The following is a 19,861-nucleotide window of genomic DNA, read 5'->3' on the forward strand; positions in this document are numbered from 1 at the left end:
AGGATCGTTTATTCAGTCAGCCACAGAATATTAGTGACAATGCGTGGGTAGTAGAGGCTGGCCATGGCCTTCCCACTGCTGAATTGATCGGAGCATGCATTGAAGGTGGAGCCGAAAATTTGCCAGTCCATGTGAGCTTGGTCGTGGGCAGCTTGCTCTTGACCAAAGTCGATGCCAAGCACGCTGCGCGCTACATATTGGCTGAGACAGATTTTGCTCATCCATGAGTTGTCGGCGGTGCTAGAGAGCTTCCATCCCTGATCGGGATAGAGGCATATGCCGGGTTTAAATATCGCGAGAAAGTGACGTTTGAGGGTGGCAATGAATGCTCCGTGGGGTCCTTCCAAGGCGATGGCATCCTTTAGGCCCATTACTTGGGGAAGACCAAACCCTCGATGGCTGGAATGATTGCGCTCTGATTGTCGTCTTCGAATACTGCGGGGATATAGCCTAAAACATCGTCCCATTTGCTCATGACGGTGGCGGCACACAGTTTGGCGGAGGCTGTGGCTTGTTGTGCGAGCACGGTTTCGTCGGTTTGTCGGAAGAGCTCGGCGAGCGCGAGATAGGCCGCCCATGATTTGACTGCGAGATAGAGATTGTTACGTGCCTGGCCGAGCGAGCTGTCGAGTGAATCGTAAGTGGTGATTTCGCCGCCTCCGTTACAACGGCTGGATTCGCAGCCCATCACGCCTGTGCGTTGTGTGGGGTCTGGGTGGTCGCGGTTGAGCATGGAAGTGTAGCTGTCTTTGACTGTCTTTAAATGACGCGTCAGAAACGCACGGTCCTGACTCTGACAGACATAGACGCCCGTGCAGCAGATCCAGTTGACGAGCTGCTCATGTGTCATGTAAGAGAAACAGCGACGGTCGATGCCACTGATTTCATAGCTAGAGTAACCTTCGGGGGAGAAGTTGTTGTGATTGCCTTGGTCGTGGGTAAAGCTAATGCCGCCAGGGTAGGTCGTGTCGCTGTTGGGGAGTCGAACTTCATCGTAGTACGAGTAGCGCTGTATGAAGGTTTCCAATACATTTTTCACTGTCCATGGAGAATAGCGCATCTCGTAGAAGAGCATGTCGACGGTTAGGTCGAAAGTGTTATGCATGCGGTATTCTCCTTCATTTACATTCCAGAAGGGTTTGCCGGAATCGTCAAACCACTGGGTGGAGCCGTAGTAAGAGTGAGAGGCATGCGCGATTAGAAATTTCTGTGCATCGCTGAGTGTGGCGGCCTCCAGTTCGGTATCACGTTGAGCGGCTTGTTGGTAATACCAATCTTTATGTTCGAGTGCGTATTCCAGCACATCGCGTAAATTGGTAAAGAAGCGTGTGTACCAGTAGGGCATTTCGAGACCTAGTGTGGCGGTGCCGGAACGAAAGGTGCCGAGACTGATATGCATCTCGCGGCACTCACCAGGAGCTACAGCCATCATGAATCCGTAACTGCCTCCGAAGCGTGGTACGAGTTGCGTGCCATCGGGCTTTTTAGCCTTAGATAAGTCAAATGTCTGTAGTGGTTCCACGAGGGCATCGGTGGCGAAGCCGAGATTTCCATTGCCGAAGAGGAAACCAGTGAACTTGCCGGGTTCGTGGATGGGCATCGGACAGCCGTGTTCGCCCAGTGCGAAGAGTGCCGTTTTAGTTTGCTTCCCTTGGCGGTTGTCGACTGTGAGTTTGGCAAAGACGACAGGGCAGGCCGCACGCTTATTTGTGGCTTGATCGGCTGTACTAGGGTCGGGTAAGTCCCCAAAGGGAGAGATGACTTCGAAGTGAATGTCGTCGGTGATGAAGTGATCGCTAGCAAAGCGATAATCGCGGGTGATGTCTTTAGCCTCTAGCACTGTCAATGCATCATGGCAGGTCTCGGGCTGGTTTTGGTGATCGAAGCGTGCGATTTCCGAATTGTTCATGTGCTCAAAAAAAGGTAGCACAGTGATTTGATCATTCACGATGGTGCCCACGTAGACTGCGCCGTCCGCGGGTTGCCCCTTTTCCAGAGCCAGGCCGCCAGGGGCTCCATGCATGCCTAGGGTGAACGAACTGTGTGCGCCCACAGCGGAGTGTTGGGCATGGAAGGAATTTTTCTCGGTGGGGAGTCTCATAGGAAAGCTATTGGGTTAGCACGATGCGGTGCCAGTCTGCTGGGATGTGAAAAGTAATAATTTCGCTCTGTACATGAGGAGAGCTGGCCGAGAGCGTCGCTTCACGTCCCGGTGCACCGTCGTAGCGAGCGAATGCGATTCGGAGTGAGGTGCCTGGCTGAAAGCTTGTGAGACCTAGCACACTGGGAGGGATTTGTAGGGCGGCTTGCCAGCCGTCTTCGCTGGAGTTAGCTTGTGCATCGAAGCCGACTGGGGTGACTAGCCAGTGATCGATGGATTTCCATTCGCCCGTAATTGGATCGTTGCCGGGCACGTTGGGTTTATGTGCATGGAAGCGAGTGTTGGCGGGTGTTATGTGCAGCTCAAAATAGTCTTCATGTCCTTCGATTTGTAGGAATACCTCAAACACATCGCCGAGCTCCCACATGTGTTGGTTATCGGCGGCGGAGGTGGTGTAGATGTCATCATCGTTGAGCATGGCATTGATGATGAGTGCTTGAGGTGTCCAATGAAGCTCGATTGCGCCCTCGCGGAAATCGTCTTGCAAGGAGTCAAACCATGGTTGTGAAAGTTTAAACGTTTCCACTTCGTTCGCTGGCAGTAAGAAGGTGTTTGTAGTGGGTGTATTGTTCATCGTAGTACAAGCGGTGAATAAGAACAGGCAGATGAGCGTTAAAAACGCGCTGTATATGCAGTGAGTGCGTGTCATGAGTGTTTGTCTGTCAGGTGTTTTTCCACTGTGCCGTCATCGTTCTCATCACGTTGAATTGTTTTTAGGCGCAGGAACATTCGTTTGAGATCGAATGTGCCGCAAATTAGGAACCAGACGGTGGTGATCGCACCCGCGATACCGGTAAACAGCAGATTGAAATACCACCAATTCGCCCACCAATCTTCCGACCATTTTTGAAAGATTTGCCATACGCAAATGGTGACGAAAGAGAAGAAAAAGAACGCCACCCAGGCGAGTTGTAGCACGTAGACGAACTTGTCGCTCTTGGTGAATTCTTTAGTAAAGCCCAAGGCCGCCAAGCCAGTGCTGGGAGGCACGATATGGTCCGGGCCTTCGGGATCGACACCTGAGTATTTGCCTCGATGTAGTAATTCGTCCATTTCGATCTCGGGATTCGGTGCCATTAAAGATACGATGATGTATGCCGCGATGGCAGTGAGTGAGGCGAGGAAACCCAGCTGCATGCCATTTAGCCAGAAGGTTTCCGGCAGCTTGGTCAGCCATTCATTTGTGGCATAATTTTCTTTAATTACAGGCAGCAGCTTGGGCCATAGCACGTTATTAATCAGCACGCCACTGACTGCCAGTGAAGAGCCTGTGATCATTGCGGCCCATGCGCCCGAAGTGGTGCCGCGTTTCCAGTATAGTGCGCCGATTAAAACAGCACCACCGCCACCGAGGAAAATGGCACCAGTAACCTGGAAATACATTAGAATGAACTCTTTTAGCGGAAACAGCATACTGAAGCACCAGCCAAAGATGGCGACGCCAATGATGGAGCGTTTTAGCCAGCGTAGGTGTTTTTCCGGAGTCAGCCGATCCTGATGTCCTCGTAAGCGGCGCCATGGCATGAGCACATCTTGAATAAAAATACTCCCCCAAGAGTGCAGGTAGGTGGTGTCTGTACTGACCGCGGCCATGATCATGACGGAGGCAAACAAGCCCATGATCCCGACTGGTAATACGTTTGAGAGCGCCACAGTGGTCGTTAGTTGCTTCGCGAGTTGTGCATCTCCCAGGCCGTCGAGCGTTGCTTGTGTGGCCAGCGTGGCGGCTTGGTGGATGGGTGCATTCATGAGCACGTAGGCGCAGATGGCTGCCAGTGGGATGAGTAGATAGGTCACTCCCGATCGAAATTGGGCCAGAATTCCGGCCATCTTCGCTTCGTGAGGATTGATTGCCGAGCTGTTGTAGCCCTGTGTGCCTTGCCATACCATGAAGTTATAAATCGTGATGAAGAGCATCATCATGAAGAAGCCGATGTTAAAGTCTGGTAGACGTCCGATATCGAAAGGGTTGAGCTTGGATTGGCCTTCGGGCGCTTGTTTTAGAGTTTCTACGATGACATCCCAAGGGAACAGCAGCAACATGGTGACGAGTAAGGCTAGGAAAATAATATTACTCAGTTGCCCTTGGATGAAGTCGGTCACCATTACAGAGATTTGCCCGCCGCTCAGTGCGATCATGACTGCGAAAACGAGCTCAATGGCCATGACGATACCAAGTGTCAGGTTTAATGTCAGGCCCAGTCCAGGGACTTCGAATGTGTGTACTGGGAGATCGAGGAAATAGATGAAGAAGCGGGCGGTAACGGCAGGGAAAATGCCGAAATTCAGAATGCCACTAATCCAGCACAGCGAGCCTGAGAAGACTCGAAATTTTCGGCTGTAGCGCTTTTCCATTAATTGTGCCAGCGTCATTGAGCGCGTTTCACGGTAGCGATAAATGATCCAGCCTGAGAGTGCGAGAATCAGGCCCAGAGGGGCCATCATTTGCCCCCAAAAGCCAGCAGAGAAGCCTGCTTGGTAGACTTGTTCCCATTGTGCAACGATTGTGATTGCGCCCAGTCCCGACATTCCAGAGGCCAGTGTGAGTAAATAGCGACCTGCGCAACGATTGGCTGATAGGAAGTCGGCGACACTACGGGTATAACGGCGGGTATAGATCGCGGCTCCGACCACGATCGCTAAGATCACGCCTACGATAGTCAGGTCAATGGCGCTCAGGTTGGTAAGGGCTAAAGGAAACATTGCACACATGTTGCCGTTTAGACCCCTAGGTGATCAAATCTTATACTGTTGCAAATAGGGCGCTCCGTGCTGTGTATTTGATTGATGCGGCGAATTGAGTCTACGTAGGGGGCTTACTGGTGAAGTCCGCCCCGTATATGCGGTCTGCATCAGTTGGCAAATTGACTGCGGGCGTGATTAATCCCGCCGCTTACGATTTTAACATACCATGAATCAGCTTAGCTTACCTCGTCACCAAAGGCCTTCGACATTTGACCAGTTTCTTTTTGGAGCCTGTTATTATCCCGAGCATTGGGATCGCTCTTGGATCGAAACCGATGCGGCCCTCATGGCTCAGGCGAATGTCAATGTCGTGCGCATGGCGGAGTTTGCCTGGACTTTGATGGAGCCTAAGCGAGGTGCGTTTGATTTCAGTCTGTTTAAAGCGGCGGTGCAGGCTTTGAAGGCTCAAGGCATCGACACTATCCTGTGCACGCCGACAGCGACGCCTCCGCGTTGGTTGACCCGGGATCATCCCGAATGGATGCGTGTGGATCGCAATGGCGTTCCTTTTTCACATGGCACCCGTCAGCATTGTTGCACCAATCATCCGGAGTTTCGCGCGGAGTCGCGCCGTATCACACGTGCTATGGCCGAGGCTTTTAAGGATGATGCGGCGGTAATCGGCTGGCAGACCGATAATGAATTCTACTGTCACGTGGACGAATGTTACTGTGAGAGTTGTCAAATTGCTTTCCGTGATTGGCTTCGTGCGCGATACAATCAATCCATTAAAGAGTTAAACCACGCTTGGGGCACTCTCTTCTGGAGTCAGCAATACGACGACTTTACAGAAATTGAAATTCCTAAGAAGTGGCGTCAGCCCGCTCCTTGCAACCCGAGCGCATTACTGGACTATCGTCGTTTTCTGAGCGATTCGATTACCTCCTTTCAACGTGAACAAGTCGAGATACTACGTGAGGTAAATCCCAGTTGGTGGATCACCCATAATGGTGTGTTTTATAATATAGATTATTATACCTTCGCCGAAGATTTGGACTTCTTGTCGGTGGATGTGTATCCCGCTTTTTGGGGCACTAAGCCTGAGTGTTTCATCGGGGCAAGTCAGCTCAACGAGCGTTGCCGTCAGGCGACCGGTACCTTTCTGGTGCCGGAGCAATGCGGTGGGCCTGGCGGGCAGCTTGATTTTTTGCAGCCCACACCCGAACCTGGGCGCATGCGTTTGTGGGCTTATCAATCCATCGCACATGGTGCCGATGGTATGTTACATTTTCGCTGGCGCACGTGCCGTTACGGTGCTGAGCTGCATTGGCATGGTATTTTGGATCACGACAACGTGCCACGCCGTCGTTTTGAAGAATTTACTCAGGAGGGGGCAGAGCTTAAAAGGATCGGTAGTGAGATCCTGGGTACTACCAAGCGCGTGGATGTCGGTATCAGTTTTGGCTATGAGCAAGATCATGCGCATGCCGTTATGAACTTTTCGAGGCCACAGCCCGATGCTCAGCGCGAATTAATATTGGCAGAATTGATGCGGCGTAAGATCGCAGTCGGTTATGTGAATGAAGCCGACAGTTATGCGGGCTTAAAAGTGCTAATCGTGCCATCAGCTATCATTCTTGATACAGTGCGTGCCAAGAAAATCGAAGCCTTCGTCGCCGCGGGTGGGGTGCTCTTAGTCACTGCGACAACGGGGCAACGTGATGTGAATAATCATGCTATAGAGCAAACGCTGCCCGGGTTGTTAAGTGAGGTGCTTGGAATCACTGTGGAAGAATTTGGCAAAACCGAGCATCGCAAAATGTGCCTGAAAGGGGCTGGTATCGAGCTGCCGGCCGATTATTATGAGATCATAAAATGTGTGACTGCTGAGCCGCTGGCGCATTGGCGTTTTGAAGCCAACCCTGGCTCTGAAGCCGCTGAGGGAACAGTGGGGCTTTCTTGCAATGAATTTGGCAAGGGCAAAGCCTTCTATTTCGGCAGCTTTTTGAATGCGAGCAGCGCCTCCGTTTTGTTGCAGATGCTTTGTGAACAGGCTGGTATCGAAACCCTGGGCATGACGGATACCAATGTCTGCATCATTGAGCGTCGTGCAGCAGATCGACGCTTAACCTTTGTTTTAAACAATTATCCTGAAGCTAAACTCGTTCAAGCGTTGCCTGTGGGGGATGAGTTGATTACGCAAAAATTTTGTAATGGTAGTTTGACTGTGCCTGCGTTTGGAGTCGCAATTGTGCGTTCTTAACTTTCAGTTATACTAGGAAGAGTGCTCCGACGCCAGCTAGGCTCATGCCACCAAATGCGAGTAGGATTTGCTTACGCAATGCCGGAGTGCCAAGCGCGATGACTAGGCCAGCCTTCAATAGGGTATTGGCGATGGCGGCAATTAAGATTGCTTGGGTGGCCAAGTTTAAGGCAACGGTGCCCTCTTTGAGGTTTTGCGTGATGGAGAGTGCGATGGCGTCCATATCGGTCAGGCCGGAAATAAAGCTGAGTGCCAGCAGTCCGTCGCTGAGGTCAGACGCGCTGAACATTTTTACCAAGAATGAGATCGCTCCATAAATGAGGGCGAATTTGATGGCAATGGAGAGGCCTAATGGATTTTTCAGATTGGGCACCTCCATTGACCGGGGGAAGCTTTTTTGAATAGTTGGGCAGTTAGGGCATAGAGCACTCCTGGCAGTGCCATCAAAGTGAAAGGTAACCAGAGCGCGTTGAGTAGGTCAGGATAGATTAAAACGAGTAGTACGAGCACCCGCGCGAGCATAATGGTGCAAGCCATGACAATGGCCAGGGCGAAGCTGCTGGAGAGTTCGGGGTAGGTCTTGGACTCCCGACTGAAGGCGAGGGTCGTGGCTGTGCTGGAGGCTAGACCGCCGACGAGGCCAGTTAATATTACACCGGCGTTGGCGCCGAGCCAACGCATTAAAATGTAACCTGCAAATCCTAAGCCAGAAATTAATACGACCATCCACCAAAGTGAATAAGGGTTGATCGCGGCATAAGGGCCATAGCCTTGATTAGGTACTAGAGGAAGGATCACGCCTGTGACGGCGACAAAGCGCAAGGTGGAATGTATGTCCTCTTTCGTGAAACCACGTGTCCAGCTATGACTGAATTGTTTGAGCCCGATTACCAGCATCGTGAGGGCGGCTAGCATGACGGCAAAGAGTAAGTGCTGCCAATAAACGAGCGCACCTAGAAACAAGGTAATTAAAGCCGCGGCACCAGTCGTTAGCCCGATGCCAGCATTTTGTTTGTCTCGTAGACCTTGCAGGAAGATATGGCCGCCCACCAGAGCGATCGCTAGCAAAAATGTGGCGCTCTGATGAAGGGCCGAAATATATGCGGAGGTATAGCCAATCAGTGCCCAAAGCATAAAGGTGCGCAGGCCTGCGTAGTTTGGCTCAGATTCAGGAGAATCCTGTTGTTCGGCCCATTGCCGGATGAGGCCAATTAGGGCCCCTAGGCTTGCGCTGACGATTAAAGACTGAAGCACGTTATCCATTGAAAATAATGACCCTCCATTCGGTAATTTTCAAGTTAGTGCTTCGCGGTGTTAGCGTCAATGTTTGTCGTGCTTACATCTCTAGCATTTGTTGTACTTCGGATAGGCTCTCTTGGAGGATTTTGACCGCTTCGATGGTGGATATGATGCTGAGCCATGTCAGTAAGACTAAGCCGATGGTCAGGCCGATTTTCCATCGTCGATGTAGGTTGGGATGCCACCAAATGAGTGGAAGTCCTAGAGGGCCGATGCAGGCTAAAATGAGGATTAGATAGCTTTTCCGAAAATACCATTTATGCGCTGGCTGTGTGGGCGCAGCATCATGCATTATTGGTGGACGGACTGAGGCATCTAAAAACTCGCCACAATGTTTACACTTAATCGCAGCATCTTGTATTTCTTCCGCACAAAAGGGGCATGATTTCATTGCAGGCAATGTCAGCGACTTTGCTGCCCGTAGCAACTTATAAAAAATTGCAGGGAAGGTCCCGCTTCGAAGAACCGAGAATGAGTGTAGCCTTAAGACTCAGCTTGGGGTAGCGCGGCTTCAGCTTGAAGTGCCGCGAGTGCTTCAGAAGTATGCGCTCACTTGCTTTTGCACATCCTGTTTAAATGCTTCTATGAAGCTTAGTATGTAGGCTTCGGGGGAAAGGCTGTCGTCGACGATCAGTGGTGTGAGGTCGACCCCGAAGGCGACGCTTTGAGCATTGTCCACGGAGTGACTGTCGAAGAAGGTCGCGTTGGCTCGGCGGCGACCTTCCACTGCGAGGTCGTAGCGTTTGCCTCCACTGATTTGTGAGACGAACAGGCCGTTTAGTTTTGTCGCGAGTTCGGTGCGCGCGCTGAGGTCCATGATGATTTTTTGGCTATCGGCCAACCAATCGAGATTGCGCCAGACTTCGCAGCCGATCAATTGCTTTGGACGCTGGTCTTGAGGGAGGCGACGAATGGCTTTGATTAAAGAAGCCGCCACGGCGATGTGAGTGCTGTGCTTATCGGCCAGGTTGTGGGTGTAGACGACTTCGGGCTGCGTGGCGCTGAGGATTTTGACTAAATCGTTTTCGATATCATGGTTGTCAGGATCTTTGATGCCAGAGCTCGACAGGTGGAGTTGAGCCATGAAGCTATAGTGCCCGACTCGTGCCGCCTCGCGCTGTTCCTCGGCACGGATGGCTTGCATCTCTTCGTCGGTCACGTGGGCAAATTCGCCGGTGCGAGCACTCCCGGCGCCATTGGTGCAGGTCACGCCGCCAAACCATTGGTTCTTGTTATCATAGCATTTAAGAATGCCGTGCATCGCCATAAACTCCAGATCGTCTTGGTGGGCGCCGACACCGAGGTGGGTCGTGCGGGCCAGTGCCTCCGTGCTGGAGTCTGGAATGTAGAGATCGGAGCCTTGTTGAGAGAACTGTAAGTGCATGCTTATGATTTGAGTTGTGTGAGGGATACTTAGTTGATTTTGGGCAGTGTCGCGGCGGCGATTGCTTGCCCGTGGCGTTTCGTTTTTTCGTCGGGTGTTTGAAATTGAATTGTTTTGGACAATTCTGGAAACTCTAGGTCGAGCACGCGGCGTGCGACTTCCATGATCACGTCGCCGCCCTGACCTGAGCTGACGCGCCCGAGAAACAGTAGATGGCGAAACTCATAGAACTCTGCAAAATGAGCGATCGTATAGCCAAAGTAGGTGCCGATGCTCTGATAAATTGTGAGTGCGCGCTCGTCGCCTTCGGCCATCTTAGTCTGTACGACTTCGAGTTGTTCCGGTAGGCCGAGCCCTTCGCTGACTGTTATGCCTGATCGCGGAAGTAAGCGGCCGAGCGCCTGTTGTGAAAAATACTGCACGCCACAACCATCGTCGCCGCTCCATTCGTCGGTGGCTACGCCATCGCGGTAGTCGACTGGTACGAAGGCGAGTTCGTTAATCCACCCCGTGACGGAGCCCTGCGGGTTGATATAGCCCGCAGCGAGACTGGTTCCCATAGAAATGCCTAGCACTGCACTGTCGTTAATTGCCATGGCACCTGCCATCGCTGTTACGTCGCCGTCGTTGGCTAACTCGAATGGGATGTCATTCCATTCGGCCTTGAGCTCGTAAAAGAGGGGACGAATGAAGTCTTTAAAATCCTGTGGGCTGATGCCGCGATACAGCGAGCCGACTCTAGGTACGTTGTTGATATAGATACCTGCAGCGCTGCCACCAATTGCATCGACTGAGGGCAGGTGTGCGGCGGCTCGTTGGAGACTGTCTTGGATCCCCGCACGGTGATAGGCGGGATCGCTCTCAAAATATGGGCTCCACTTTATTTCTTCGGAGAAGACAACCTCCCCGTCAATCATGGCAGCGCACTTGCGATCGCTACCTCCGAGGTCGAAGCCGAGGCGATTGCCCTTGAGCGAGCCTACGCCTCCAGTCGCGGGTGGAAGCACTTCTTTTAAATCGGAGTGGTCCGCGTTTTGAATTGTAAATTTTTGATCGAAGCATGTCTGGCCCATGAATTCGTAATCAAATTGGCGAGCGCCTTGGGCTGAATAAATAGACTGCAGTTGCTCCACGACTTCGGGGGCATTGCTGATGCGCACCTTGGAGCCGCCCCATGCCCAGAGTAGGAATTTTACAGTGCGTTCGCAGTATTTGAGTGTGTCGGCAGCGTTGTTTGGCGAGACTGGTAGTAGCGTGGTGTCATAGATCCAGGTGGTGCCTTCCGGCCGGTCGATGGCGATTCGGATCTTGCGGCTATTCGGTGCGGCCAGGGCCGCCTTTAAATAGGCGCGATTCCATAGCACAGCTGGCACGAATTCCGAGTCGAGTGGTGGCTTACAAAGTGGTGTGATTTCAATCATCGGATGTGGTATTTATTTGCTATAGCGTTTGAAGCATTCGATGGCTTCGTATTCTGCCAGTCCGAGTGCGTCGTAGATTTCAGCGGTGCCGCAATTGATTTCGCGCGCTAGATCCCAGCTGTTACTACTCTTTTTACTCGCTCTGCCTGGGCTTTGGCTGCGCTGTGTTTGATGCTGGTAGATGCCTTGGATCTTATTTTCGAACTCATCTGGTGAGAGTGGCACCGCCATGTCGATTTCGTGTGCCTCCCACTCATCGGCCGGGCCTTTATATAGCCAGATGTTACAATCTTTGAACCACTCTGAACCCGCACATTGCTCGAGTGCCGCGCTTAGGATTTCAAAGCTTAAGGCAGGCACCGAGAGTGGGTCGTGTCCGTACCCGGTGGCAAAGATTTGGTGTGGTTTGACTGTTTCTAACAGTTCACACATTTTCGCGATGTCCGCCTGAGTCACGATAAAGCGGCGGTAGCGACCTTCTTCGTAGAAGGGTAGATCCATGAAGTGTAAACTCTCTGTGTCGATGCCCAGGGTGCGTGCCGATGAGCGTGCTTCACTGCGACGGATGAGACCTTTGAGTTGGCGTATTTCACTGGTATCTGCGCCGAAACTGCCTTTTTCGTTGAGTTGTGTTTCGACCGTGGTGGCGTAACTTAGATCGGCTTCGCCGATACGGTCAGTGCCGAGTTCAATCATGAGTTCGATCGCGCGACGTACTTCTGTGTCGGGCACAGCCAGATTACCAGAAGTTTGGTACGCGATGGTGACCTGATTGCCGTGCTGTTTTAGACGATTGATGGTGCCTCCCAGGCAATACACATCATCGAGTGGTTCCGGACTTAAGATCAAGGAACGCTTAGGATATGGAGTCGCGCGTTCCGGGCGGTGACTATCGTCTGCGTTTGGTTTACCACCTGGCCAACCGGTAATGGTGTGTTGAGTGACGTTGAACAGTCGTATATTTAGATCGTATGCTGGACCTTGTTCGACCAGCAGGTCGGACATGCCATTCTCAGTATAGTCTTCGTCGACCAGTTTGAGTAGTGATTTGCCTGTCTTTTGGGCCAGCCAGAGCACCGCCTTGCGAGTGGTTTCTTCCGTCCATTCGATGCGGCCGACCAGCCAAGGGTGGCATTGACGCGTGAGTTGGCTCGCGGCGGCCTGGTCGATGCAAAAGGTGCAATTGTTATGCTGTTGCAGGAAGGTGGCGGGAATCGTTTCAGTCTGCTTGCCTTCGACTGTTTGTGCCATGATAGACGCTTTACCCTCACCCCATGCCAATAGGAAGAGTTGGTGAGCGGCCAGGATGGTGCCGACGCCCATGGTGATGGCGTGGCGCGGCACGTTTTCCTCGCCGAGGAAGTCACGTGCGGCGTCGCGACGGGTTAAATTGTCAAGCGTGACCAAGCGGGTCAAAGTTTCAGGTCCCGAGCCTGGCTCGTTGAAGCCGATATGTCCCGTGCGTCCGATGCCGAGGATCTGGATGTCGATACCACCTGCGTCGGCGATGGCTGCTTCATAATCTTTGCATGACTGGAATACCGCGTCGCGGTCGACGAGACCGTCAGGCACATACGTATTCTCCGGCTTGAGGTCGACATGGTCGAAGAGTTGGTCTTGCATGAACTTGCGGTAGCTCTCCGGGTGGTCTCCTGCGAGCCCGTAGTATTCGTCCAAATTGAAGGTAATTACATTGGCAAAGGAGAGCCCTTCTTGCTGGTGCCGGCGAATGAGTTCGCGGTAGAGGCGCACTGGAGTCGAACCCGTTGCGAGCCCGAGAACCGTAGCCTTGCCCGCCGCGTTTCGCTGCTGGATTAAATCGGTGATCGCATCGGCGACCGTCAGGCAGGCTGCATCGGCGCTTTCGTAGATTTGAGTGGGTATGCGTTCGAGTTGGGTGAGTTCAGATACCAGATGTGTCATGCCTGTGATGATATGATTTTTGTTGTGTTAATTACTTGCTTAAATCGGAGTATTTTTTGATGATTTCGGCGATGGATCGCACGCTACAGGTATCAGAGGTATTTCCGTCTCAGATTAGTGATCCGAAAAGTTACTATGAAGGGGCGGATCAGCCTAATCGTATCATCTGTAGTAATGTGATTGTCTTCGAGCGCTTGAGTTGGAAGTCCTTACAGCAGCCGCATGTGGGCAATCGGATGCACCACCGCTACGTGTTGATGCGGGTGTTGAGGAGTGCGGGCGTGGTCAGTGTCGATGGTCAAAATTATCAACTTGATGTAGGCGATGCCTTGTTGGTCACGCCGTACCAGTTTCACCACTATATTGAGATCGAGTCGGATACGTTGCGCTGGTTATTCATTACCTTTGAGTTGGAACAGGGGCAACCCGCCTTGGCCGATTTGAGTTACCGTCGTTTGCGGCCCGATTTACTAACGCATCAGCTGTGGGGCGAAGTTGCGCATTTATGGTCAAGTGATACAGCAGCAAGCAGGCTTGAATTAATTCCTACCTTGGATCGCTTATTGGCCCGTTTACATGCGACCACTCTTCGTTTGCCACAGGTGGAAACGGTGGGCGCGACGACTGGCAACGGCTGGATTGCGCAGGTCGAAACTCTGATCATACGTTCTGTAAGAGAAGGGTGGACCTTTGAAGAAGTTGCGCAGCGAGCCGGCTTTTCGGAACGTCATTTGCGTGAACGATTCGAGAAGCAGATGGGGCTTTCACTGCGTGATTATCGTAGCAACTATCAGTTCCATACCGCGATCTCACTGATGCGTGATGCGAAATGTAGCTTGGCAGATGTGGCTGAGTTGAGTGGTTTTAATTCGCAGTCGGTGTTTACACGTTTTATTCGACGCATGGCGGGCTGCACGCCCCGTGAACTGTGTCGGCAAGTCCGCGAAGGTCGCTATGAACAGAGCTCAGAGTGAGCTCAGAAATGCGCATCACTCTTCTGGATTGGCACCGTAGAGGCCTACGCCCAATTCGCCGGCGATGAAGCGGATCGCCTTCATCGCTTTGATTGAATTGCCTGCTTGATTGACGCGTGGCGAAAAGGCAGCAATTGCAAATTGTCCGGGCACGATGGCCACGATGCCTCCGCCGACTCCTGTCTTGGCGGGCAGGCCAGCACTGTACATCCATGCGCCGGACTCGTCGTAAAAGCCTGCGGTTGCCATAAGTGCCAACAGTTCGGGCACATGCCTACTATTGAGGACGAGCTTCCCAGTCAATGGATTGGTGCCTGCATTGGCTAAAGTTGCGCCCATGATGGCGAGGTCCTTGGTGTTGACCCCCAGAGAGCATTGTTGAGTGTAGACGCGCAATGCTTGCTCGGGATCCGAGTAGAGGCGATTGTAGTTATAGAGTAGGTTGGCGATGGCGCGATTACTCCATGCGGTCTCATATTCGGATTGGTAGACTTCGTCTAGTAAGGGCAATTCAGTGCCTGCGAAATTTTCGAGATTCTCTTTGATTTGTGCCCAACGGTCGCTTTCGGACTCAGCCTGAATGAGGCTAACCGCTGCGATCGCGCCGGCATTTACGAGAGGGTTGGCTGAACGTTGCTCATAGAGCTCTAGAGCCATTTTGGAATTGAAGGGGAGGCCCGTGGGTTCGACGCCGATCTTATCCAGCAATGCTTGTGGGCCCATTTGCTGCATGACTAGGGCCGCCGTAAATGGCTTGGATACGGATTGGATGGAAAATTTGTAATCGATGTCTCCTGCGGTAAATAGCTGGCCGTCCTTGGTGGCGATGACGACGCCAAATAGATCACTGGGTACTGTCGCTAGAATGGGAATATAATCTGCGTTGGCACCATCCTGTAAGTCTTTGTATTTGGAGTAGGCGACATCGACCACGTTTTGTAGGTCGAGTTTGTCGGTGCCCACCTGCCTTGATTCCGCGAGTTGTGTGGCGCCGGCGATTAGCTTGGCCGCGTGGCAAGTCTGCGCACTCAGTAGGGCCAGTAAAATGAGGGCGTTCAATTGTTTCCAGTAGGATTTCCAGTTGAGTGGCTGGCGGGGCGGCGTATTTGAAGGTAATTTCATCCCCGCACTAAAACAATCTTGGTTCTAGAGGCGAAGAGAAAATTGGAGCTAGATCAACCTTGCAAGAGCAGTTAGAAGACAGATGTCAGCACTTAGGGGTATTATTATTTTAAAACCAACTGGCAGGATCTAGTTGATAGAAAGTTTCCAGTTCTTGATAGAGCTCGGGCTGCTTCTTTTTAAGTTGTCGCGGCTTTTCGAAGAAGGTCTCCGTGGCGACAGCAAAGTATTCGGCGGGATTGGTGGCACCGTAGGGATCGAGCAGGGTCTTCTGGCGGTGTCGGACTCGGTCGATGAATCTATTACAATGTTCGCCCAGGACCTTGGCCCAGGTCTGGTAGGCCTCTTGACTTGGCAACAAGGGCACGCCGTCGGTATCGCCATCGCGTGAGTCGAGTTGATGGGCAAATTCGTGGAAGGTCACGTTATGTCCATCATAGATGTTCTCTGCGCCCCGTCGGACCGAATCCCAGGCGAGTATGACCGTGCCATTGGCCCACGATTCACCTAGGCATTTGACTTCGCGGCTAATGATGGTGCCGCCAGGGCCGATTGTTTCGGAAGTGGTGGTGAATGCGCTCGGGTAGAGTAGCACGGTATTGAGTTCCGGATAGGGGCGCTCTGTGTGGTTGAGCACGAGAAGGCACGCTTGCGCGGATACGGTGAGGATCATCTCATCGTCCAGTTCCAGGCCATTGCAGCCCTCGAAAAAGGTGCTGGCTACGAATTGCCCAATCTTTTGATGCAGTCGCTCGCGTAATTCCAGTGGGAGCAGAGGGTAGAGCGGTAGATTTGTTTGTAGGTAGCGGACCCATTCGTCCTTAAAAACGATCTCGGCAGGGGCATCGGTGAAGAAGTCTTGGAGTTTTTCTAGTAGGCTCATTGGGGCGGTAATGAAGTCAATTTTCGCGTAGAGGGCGAATGAAAAAGCCCCGCTCGTTGGAGCGGGGCTTGGAGATGATTCGTGATGGTGATTACCAGCTGTAGTTCGCGGTCACGCCGAAGGTTCGGGGATCGGCCAAACTTTCGTAGCGTTTGATTCCACCGTCCAAATTGTTAAAATAGAATATGCGCTTGGTATACTCTTCATCGAATAAGTTTTTAGCCCAGAGGGTGACAGTCCAATTATCCCATCGGTAACCTAGGGCTGCATTGACGACGGCAAATGAGTCGCGTTTTTCGTTATGGCTATTGGATTCGTAATAATCATCTTTGGCGACTATCTGGGCGTTGCCAAAGAAGCCATCGCCGCGATCATAGGCAAGTCCAACGCTATAGGAATAGCTGGGGGCATTCGCCAAATCGCGCGAGTCTACGGTAATAGTTATTGGATCGTCATCACTGTCCACATCTAATGTCTCATCCACCTCTTCATCGGACTCGAGTGTGTCGTATGCATCACGATCGCTTCCTAAGAGACCTAAAGTCGCATAGAGTGTCCAGGCTTCATCTATATACCATGTAATTTCAGATTCGAGACCATAGTGAGCGGCATTGTCTCCGTTGACCGTGAGATAACGGAAGAATCCGCCTGAGCCCTGAGAGTCACGTAATTGTGCATCCTGGCGTTGGAGATAAAACCCGGTGAGACTAGAAATTATCCGACCGTCGAACCAATGACTGCGTAGTCCGAGCTCGAAGTTATATAGGGTTTCATCTTCATATGTTTCAGGATCGAAATCTAATCGAAACGCACCGGAATTGGCACCACCCGATTTATATCCACGAGCAGCACTGGCAAATGCGGTATGATTGTCGTTTAGATCATGTTCAAGTGTTAGCTTGCCACCGAATAGGGTGTTGGACTCTTCAAAACTGTTTTTGCCGTCAATTAATTCGGTATAATAGTTATTGATTGTATTTGTAGTGAAATCCACTTGGTGATGCTCCAATCGCAGGCCTATACTTAGGCGTGTTGAGTCCGAAAAATTGTGTGCGAATTGCGTGAATATCGCAATCGTTTCGCTGTCGTATTCAGACTCGATATAAGCATCATCGGCCCAGCCAGCGTAAATTTCGTCATAATAGATGCCGGAGTTTTCATTCATTGCGTGGTAGTAAAGCCCGATGGTCCAGCGATCGATCCAGCCCAAGGCATTTTCCTGCTCATTGGAATCGAGTCGCAGTTCTTGAGAAAATACATCACGGTCACGCTCAGTTGCTAAATAAGCTTTATAAGTGGCTGGCAGTGTGGGGTCTTTATCTATGATGTTTGACCAATCCGAATCAAAACTGTAAAGCGAATCCGAAGTCGTATAGCTGGTGATGCTAGTCAAGGTCGCATTTTCTAGACCAGCCCAAGTAATGCGAAAGCTACTACCGAAGGTCTCCTGCTCGTCATGGCCTGGTTCATCTGAATCGGTTTCTGACGGGTGATTCGATAGGTTGAACTCATCGAAGCCATTATCGACATCAGCATAGAATAGGGTTGCATCGAATTGCCAGTCATCGTTGGCGAGCCAGCGAACTTTTAAACGCGTCGTGAGTTCGTCGCGGGCATTCGTGTCGTCCTGATCGAGAAACTGGTTCTCGCGGAATCCATCCTGCTCCAGTTGATGCACGGATAGGCGGAAAGTCAGTTGCTCCGGGTCTGATTCGATGAGGGGACCACCGACTGCGATGCCGCCTGCGCGAAGGTTGTCATTGCCGACGGTGGCTTCGATTTGGCCAGTCCAGTAGGGAGTGGGCTCGTTGCTTACAATGCGAACGACACCACCCGCAGCGTTGGCACCGAAGGCGCCGGCTTGAGGGCCACGCAGCACTTCCACTTGTTCTACATCGAAGAGATTACCCACGGTGCCGACTCCGGTTAAGTCGAGGTCGTCGATCAAGAAGCGCACCGATGAATCCGGGGTCTCGCCTTCATACTGTGAATTTTCTCCGATGCCACGAATTTGGATGTAGCGTGGGCGAGACGAACCGCCGGTCCAGGTCAGATTGGGGATCGAGTTGACCACATCCTCGAAATGCTGGACTCCATTGTTTTCGAGCGCGGCCTGCTCGATTACAGTGACACTGGCGGTGGTTTGCTGAATGTCAGACTCCCATAACTCGCCGGTCACGACGGTGGTGGGCAGTATTTGAACATCCGCTTCTTGGGCGAAGGCGGCGCTGCTGATACTTAGTAGCGTGATGGCGCTGATGTATTGTTTCATTTTGGATCTCAATATTAGTGTTGTTGAGATCCGGCCTTGGGCGATTGAAGGTGAATCGCTCAAAAAAGGACGATCCATTCCTTTTCCTACGCCGGTGTCAACCGGATCAGGTTCAAAGGGATCGCTTCGGCACTATTCGAAGACATCTCAGACCCATGACAGGTCACCCCTAAGGAAGACCGCTAGACAAACGGGGCGGGCGTATCTTTGTCAAGTGCTAGTATTTAAGTGCAGTGTTGTGCCATGCGATTTTCAATGCTTGCCTAGGCTCCGGTGATGGGGTCAGCTAGTGCAATGTCTGAATTACCAAACTGTCCTAAATGTGACTCTGAATATACCTACGAAGATGGTAGCTTGATCGTGTGTCCCGATTGCGGGCATGAGTTTACGCTCGAATCTTTGCAGGAATCTAAGCAGGACGTGGTTGAATTCCGCGACGCTTTCGGTACGCCGCTGGCAGATGGCGACACCGTGACCGTGATTAAAGATCTCAAGGTGGGGGGCACTTCGTCCACGCTCAAGATCGGAACTAAGGTTAAGAATATCCGATTAGTCGGCGGAGATCATGATATCGATTGTAAAATTAAAGGCTTTGGCGGCATGAAGTTGAAGTCTGAATTTGTAAAGAAGGCCTGAGGCGCCCAGTTCAGATGGTTTCAGTTTCGAACAGTTTATGATGCACGTTTCTCTAGCACAATTTGAAGTTGCTCGTGCCGATGCGGCCGCCAACTTGGCGCGCATTGCTGAGCTGGCTGCAGAGGCCAGCGCGGCTGGTTCCGACCTGTTGTGCTTACCTGAAATGTGCACGACTGGTTTTGACTGGGCCTACAATCGAGCTCATCTGAGTTTCGCGGCCGAGGATGCGGCAAATGTGGCAGGATTCGCACAACAACATGGGATCGCGATTTGTGGCTCCATGTTGGAACAGACTGAGTCGGGAAATGCGGCAAATTGTTTTCATTACTTTGACGCTCGAGGGACTGTGTGCGCCCGTTACCGCAAACTGCATCTTTTTACGCTATTTCATGAGGAGCGTCATGTCGAAGCAGGCCATGAATGTGTCTGTTTCGATAGCGATTTTGGTCCGCTAGGCGCTGGCATCTGTTACGACTTACGCTTCCCCGAACTATTTCGGAGAAATACCGAAGCTGGCGCGCGGTTGCATCTCTTACCGGCTGCCTTTCCGCATCCACGTTTGGAACACTGGCGCACGCTAGTGCGTGCGCGTGCGATCGAGAATCAAACTTACTTCATCGCGATCAACCAGTGTGGGGTCGAAGGTCATGATCGCAGCGTGGGCGAAACACAGTATTTCGGACACTCCATGGTCGTCGACCCGTGGGGGGAGATCGTGGCGGAGGCCGGAGAGGATGCCTGTCTCCTGCAAGTGGAGATCGATCCATCTCTGGTGAGCCAGGTTCGCTCCAAGCTGAGCGCTTGGGAGGATCGCCGGGCGGATTTGTTTAGCTTCTAG

The 19,861-nt window shown here is 52.0% G+C and carries 17 protein-coding genes and 1 riboswitch; of the genes, 4 read left to right on the forward strand and 13 right to left on the reverse strand.

Annotated features, from left to right (window positions below; all coding sequences use genetic code 11):
• Positions 1–8: 8 nt before the first annotated feature.
• The 4 genes from SH580_RS20190 to SH580_RS20205 all read right to left on the reverse strand — a co-directional run bounded on the left by SH580_RS20190 (position 9) and on the right by SH580_RS20205 (position 4,864).
• A complete protein-coding gene (locus SH580_RS20190; protein WP_319832621.1) occupies positions 9–371 on the reverse strand; it encodes a hypothetical protein in 363 nt (120 codons plus the stop codon).
• The gene (locus SH580_RS20195) at positions 371–2,101 is read right to left on the reverse strand and encodes a glycoside hydrolase family 52 protein (protein ID WP_319832622.1); all 1,731 of its coding nucleotides are present in this window, start codon (positions 2,099–2,101) and stop codon (positions 371–373) included. Before SH580_RS20195 ends, SH580_RS20190 begins: the two co-directional genes overlap by 1 nt.
• A 7-nt stretch (positions 2,102–2,108) precedes the next feature.
• Positions 2,109–2,735 (reverse strand): DOMON domain-containing protein, encoded by a 627-nt coding sequence (locus SH580_RS20200; protein ID WP_319832623.1) that lies wholly within the window; start codon positions 2,733–2,735, stop codon positions 2,109–2,111.
• A gap of 71 nt (positions 2,736–2,806) precedes the next feature.
• Positions 2,807–4,864 (reverse strand): sodium:solute symporter family protein, encoded by a 2,058-nt coding sequence (locus SH580_RS20205; protein ID WP_319832624.1) that lies wholly within the window; start codon positions 4,862–4,864, stop codon positions 2,807–2,809.
• 208 nt (positions 4,865–5,072) lie between these two features.
• On the opposite strand from SH580_RS20205, the gene SH580_RS20210 reads away from it, so the two are divergent.
• Complete coding sequence (locus SH580_RS20210) at positions 5,073–7,109, forward strand: beta-galactosidase (RefSeq protein ID WP_319832625.1); 2,037 nt, start codon at positions 5,073–5,075, stop codon at positions 7,107–7,109.
• A gap of 7 nt (positions 7,110–7,116) precedes the next feature.
• Here the strand turns inward: SH580_RS20210 and SH580_RS20215 are convergent, their stop codons facing one another.
• The 6 genes from SH580_RS20215 to nagB form a co-directional block, all read right to left on the reverse strand.
• Complete coding sequence (locus tag SH580_RS20215) at positions 7,117–7,488, reverse strand: DUF4010 domain-containing protein (protein ID WP_319832626.1); 372 nt, start codon at positions 7,486–7,488, stop codon at positions 7,117–7,119.
• Entirely contained in the window at positions 7,470–8,372 is a 903-nt protein-coding gene (locus SH580_RS20220) for an MgtC/SapB family protein (RefSeq protein ID WP_319832627.1), read from the reverse strand. The genes SH580_RS20215 and SH580_RS20220 overlap by 19 nt, the downstream gene beginning before the upstream one ends.
• Positions 8,373–8,445: 73 nt before the next feature.
• Positions 8,446–8,799 (reverse strand): hypothetical protein, encoded by a 354-nt coding sequence (locus SH580_RS20225; RefSeq protein ID WP_319832628.1) that lies wholly within the window; start codon positions 8,797–8,799, stop codon positions 8,446–8,448.
• A gap of 144 nt (positions 8,800–8,943) precedes the next feature.
• The gene (locus SH580_RS20230; protein WP_319832629.1) at positions 8,944–9,792 is read right to left on the reverse strand and encodes a PIG-L deacetylase family protein; all 849 of its coding nucleotides are present in this window, start codon (positions 9,790–9,792) and stop codon (positions 8,944–8,946) included.
• A 29-nt stretch (positions 9,793–9,821) separates the two neighbouring features.
• A complete protein-coding gene (locus SH580_RS20235) occupies positions 9,822–11,213 on the reverse strand; it encodes a hypothetical protein (RefSeq protein WP_319832630.1) in 1,392 nt (463 codons plus the stop codon).
• A gap of 12 nt (positions 11,214–11,225) precedes the next feature.
• Positions 11,226–13,136, reverse strand: a complete 1,911-nt coding sequence (nagB, locus tag SH580_RS20240; RefSeq protein WP_319832631.1) for a glucosamine-6-phosphate deaminase — start codon at positions 13,134–13,136, stop codon at positions 11,226–11,228.
• A 59-nt stretch (positions 13,137–13,195) separates the two neighbouring features.
• Here nagB and SH580_RS20245 point away from each other — a divergent pair, with 59 nt between their 5' ends.
• Positions 13,196–14,110, forward strand: coding sequence for a helix-turn-helix transcriptional regulator (locus SH580_RS20245; protein ID WP_319832632.1), 915 nt, complete (start codon positions 13,196–13,198; stop codon positions 14,108–14,110).
• 15 nt (positions 14,111–14,125) lie between these two features.
• Here SH580_RS20245 and glsA read toward each other — a convergent pair whose 3' ends face one another.
• From glsA to SH580_RS20260, 3 genes are all read right to left on the reverse strand, one after another.
• The gene (gene glsA, locus SH580_RS20250; RefSeq protein WP_319832633.1) at positions 14,126–15,232 is read right to left on the reverse strand and encodes a glutaminase A; all 1,107 of its coding nucleotides are present in this window, start codon (positions 15,230–15,232) and stop codon (positions 14,126–14,128) included.
• Positions 15,233–15,341: 109 nt separating this feature from the next.
• Positions 15,342–16,115: a M90 family metallopeptidase gene (locus SH580_RS20255; RefSeq protein ID WP_319832634.1), complete on the reverse strand. Its 774-nt coding sequence runs from the start codon at positions 16,113–16,115 to the stop codon at positions 15,342–15,344.
• A 91-nt stretch (positions 16,116–16,206) separates the two neighbouring features.
• Positions 16,207–18,387, reverse strand: a complete 2,181-nt coding sequence (locus SH580_RS20260; protein ID WP_319832635.1) for a TonB-dependent receptor — start codon at positions 18,385–18,387, stop codon at positions 16,207–16,209.
• 66 nt (positions 18,388–18,453) lie between these two features.
• Positions 18,454–18,568, reverse strand: a riboswitch (TPP riboswitch).
• A 113-nt stretch (positions 18,569–18,681) separates the two neighbouring features.
• Here SH580_RS20260 and SH580_RS20265 point away from each other — a divergent pair.
• The gene (locus SH580_RS20265) at positions 18,682–19,023 is read left to right on the forward strand and encodes a zinc ribbon domain-containing protein YjdM (protein WP_319832636.1); all 342 of its coding nucleotides are present in this window, start codon (positions 18,682–18,684) and stop codon (positions 19,021–19,023) included.
• Between the two features lie 37 nt (positions 19,024–19,060).
• Entirely contained in the window at positions 19,061–19,861 is an 801-nt protein-coding gene (locus SH580_RS20270; RefSeq protein WP_319832637.1) for a nitrilase-related carbon-nitrogen hydrolase, read from the forward strand.

It is taken from the genome of Coraliomargarita algicola, from assembly GCF_033878955.1.
GTDB classification, from domain to species: domain Bacteria; phylum Verrucomicrobiota; class Verrucomicrobiia; order Opitutales; family Coraliomargaritaceae; genus Thalassobacterium; species Thalassobacterium algicola.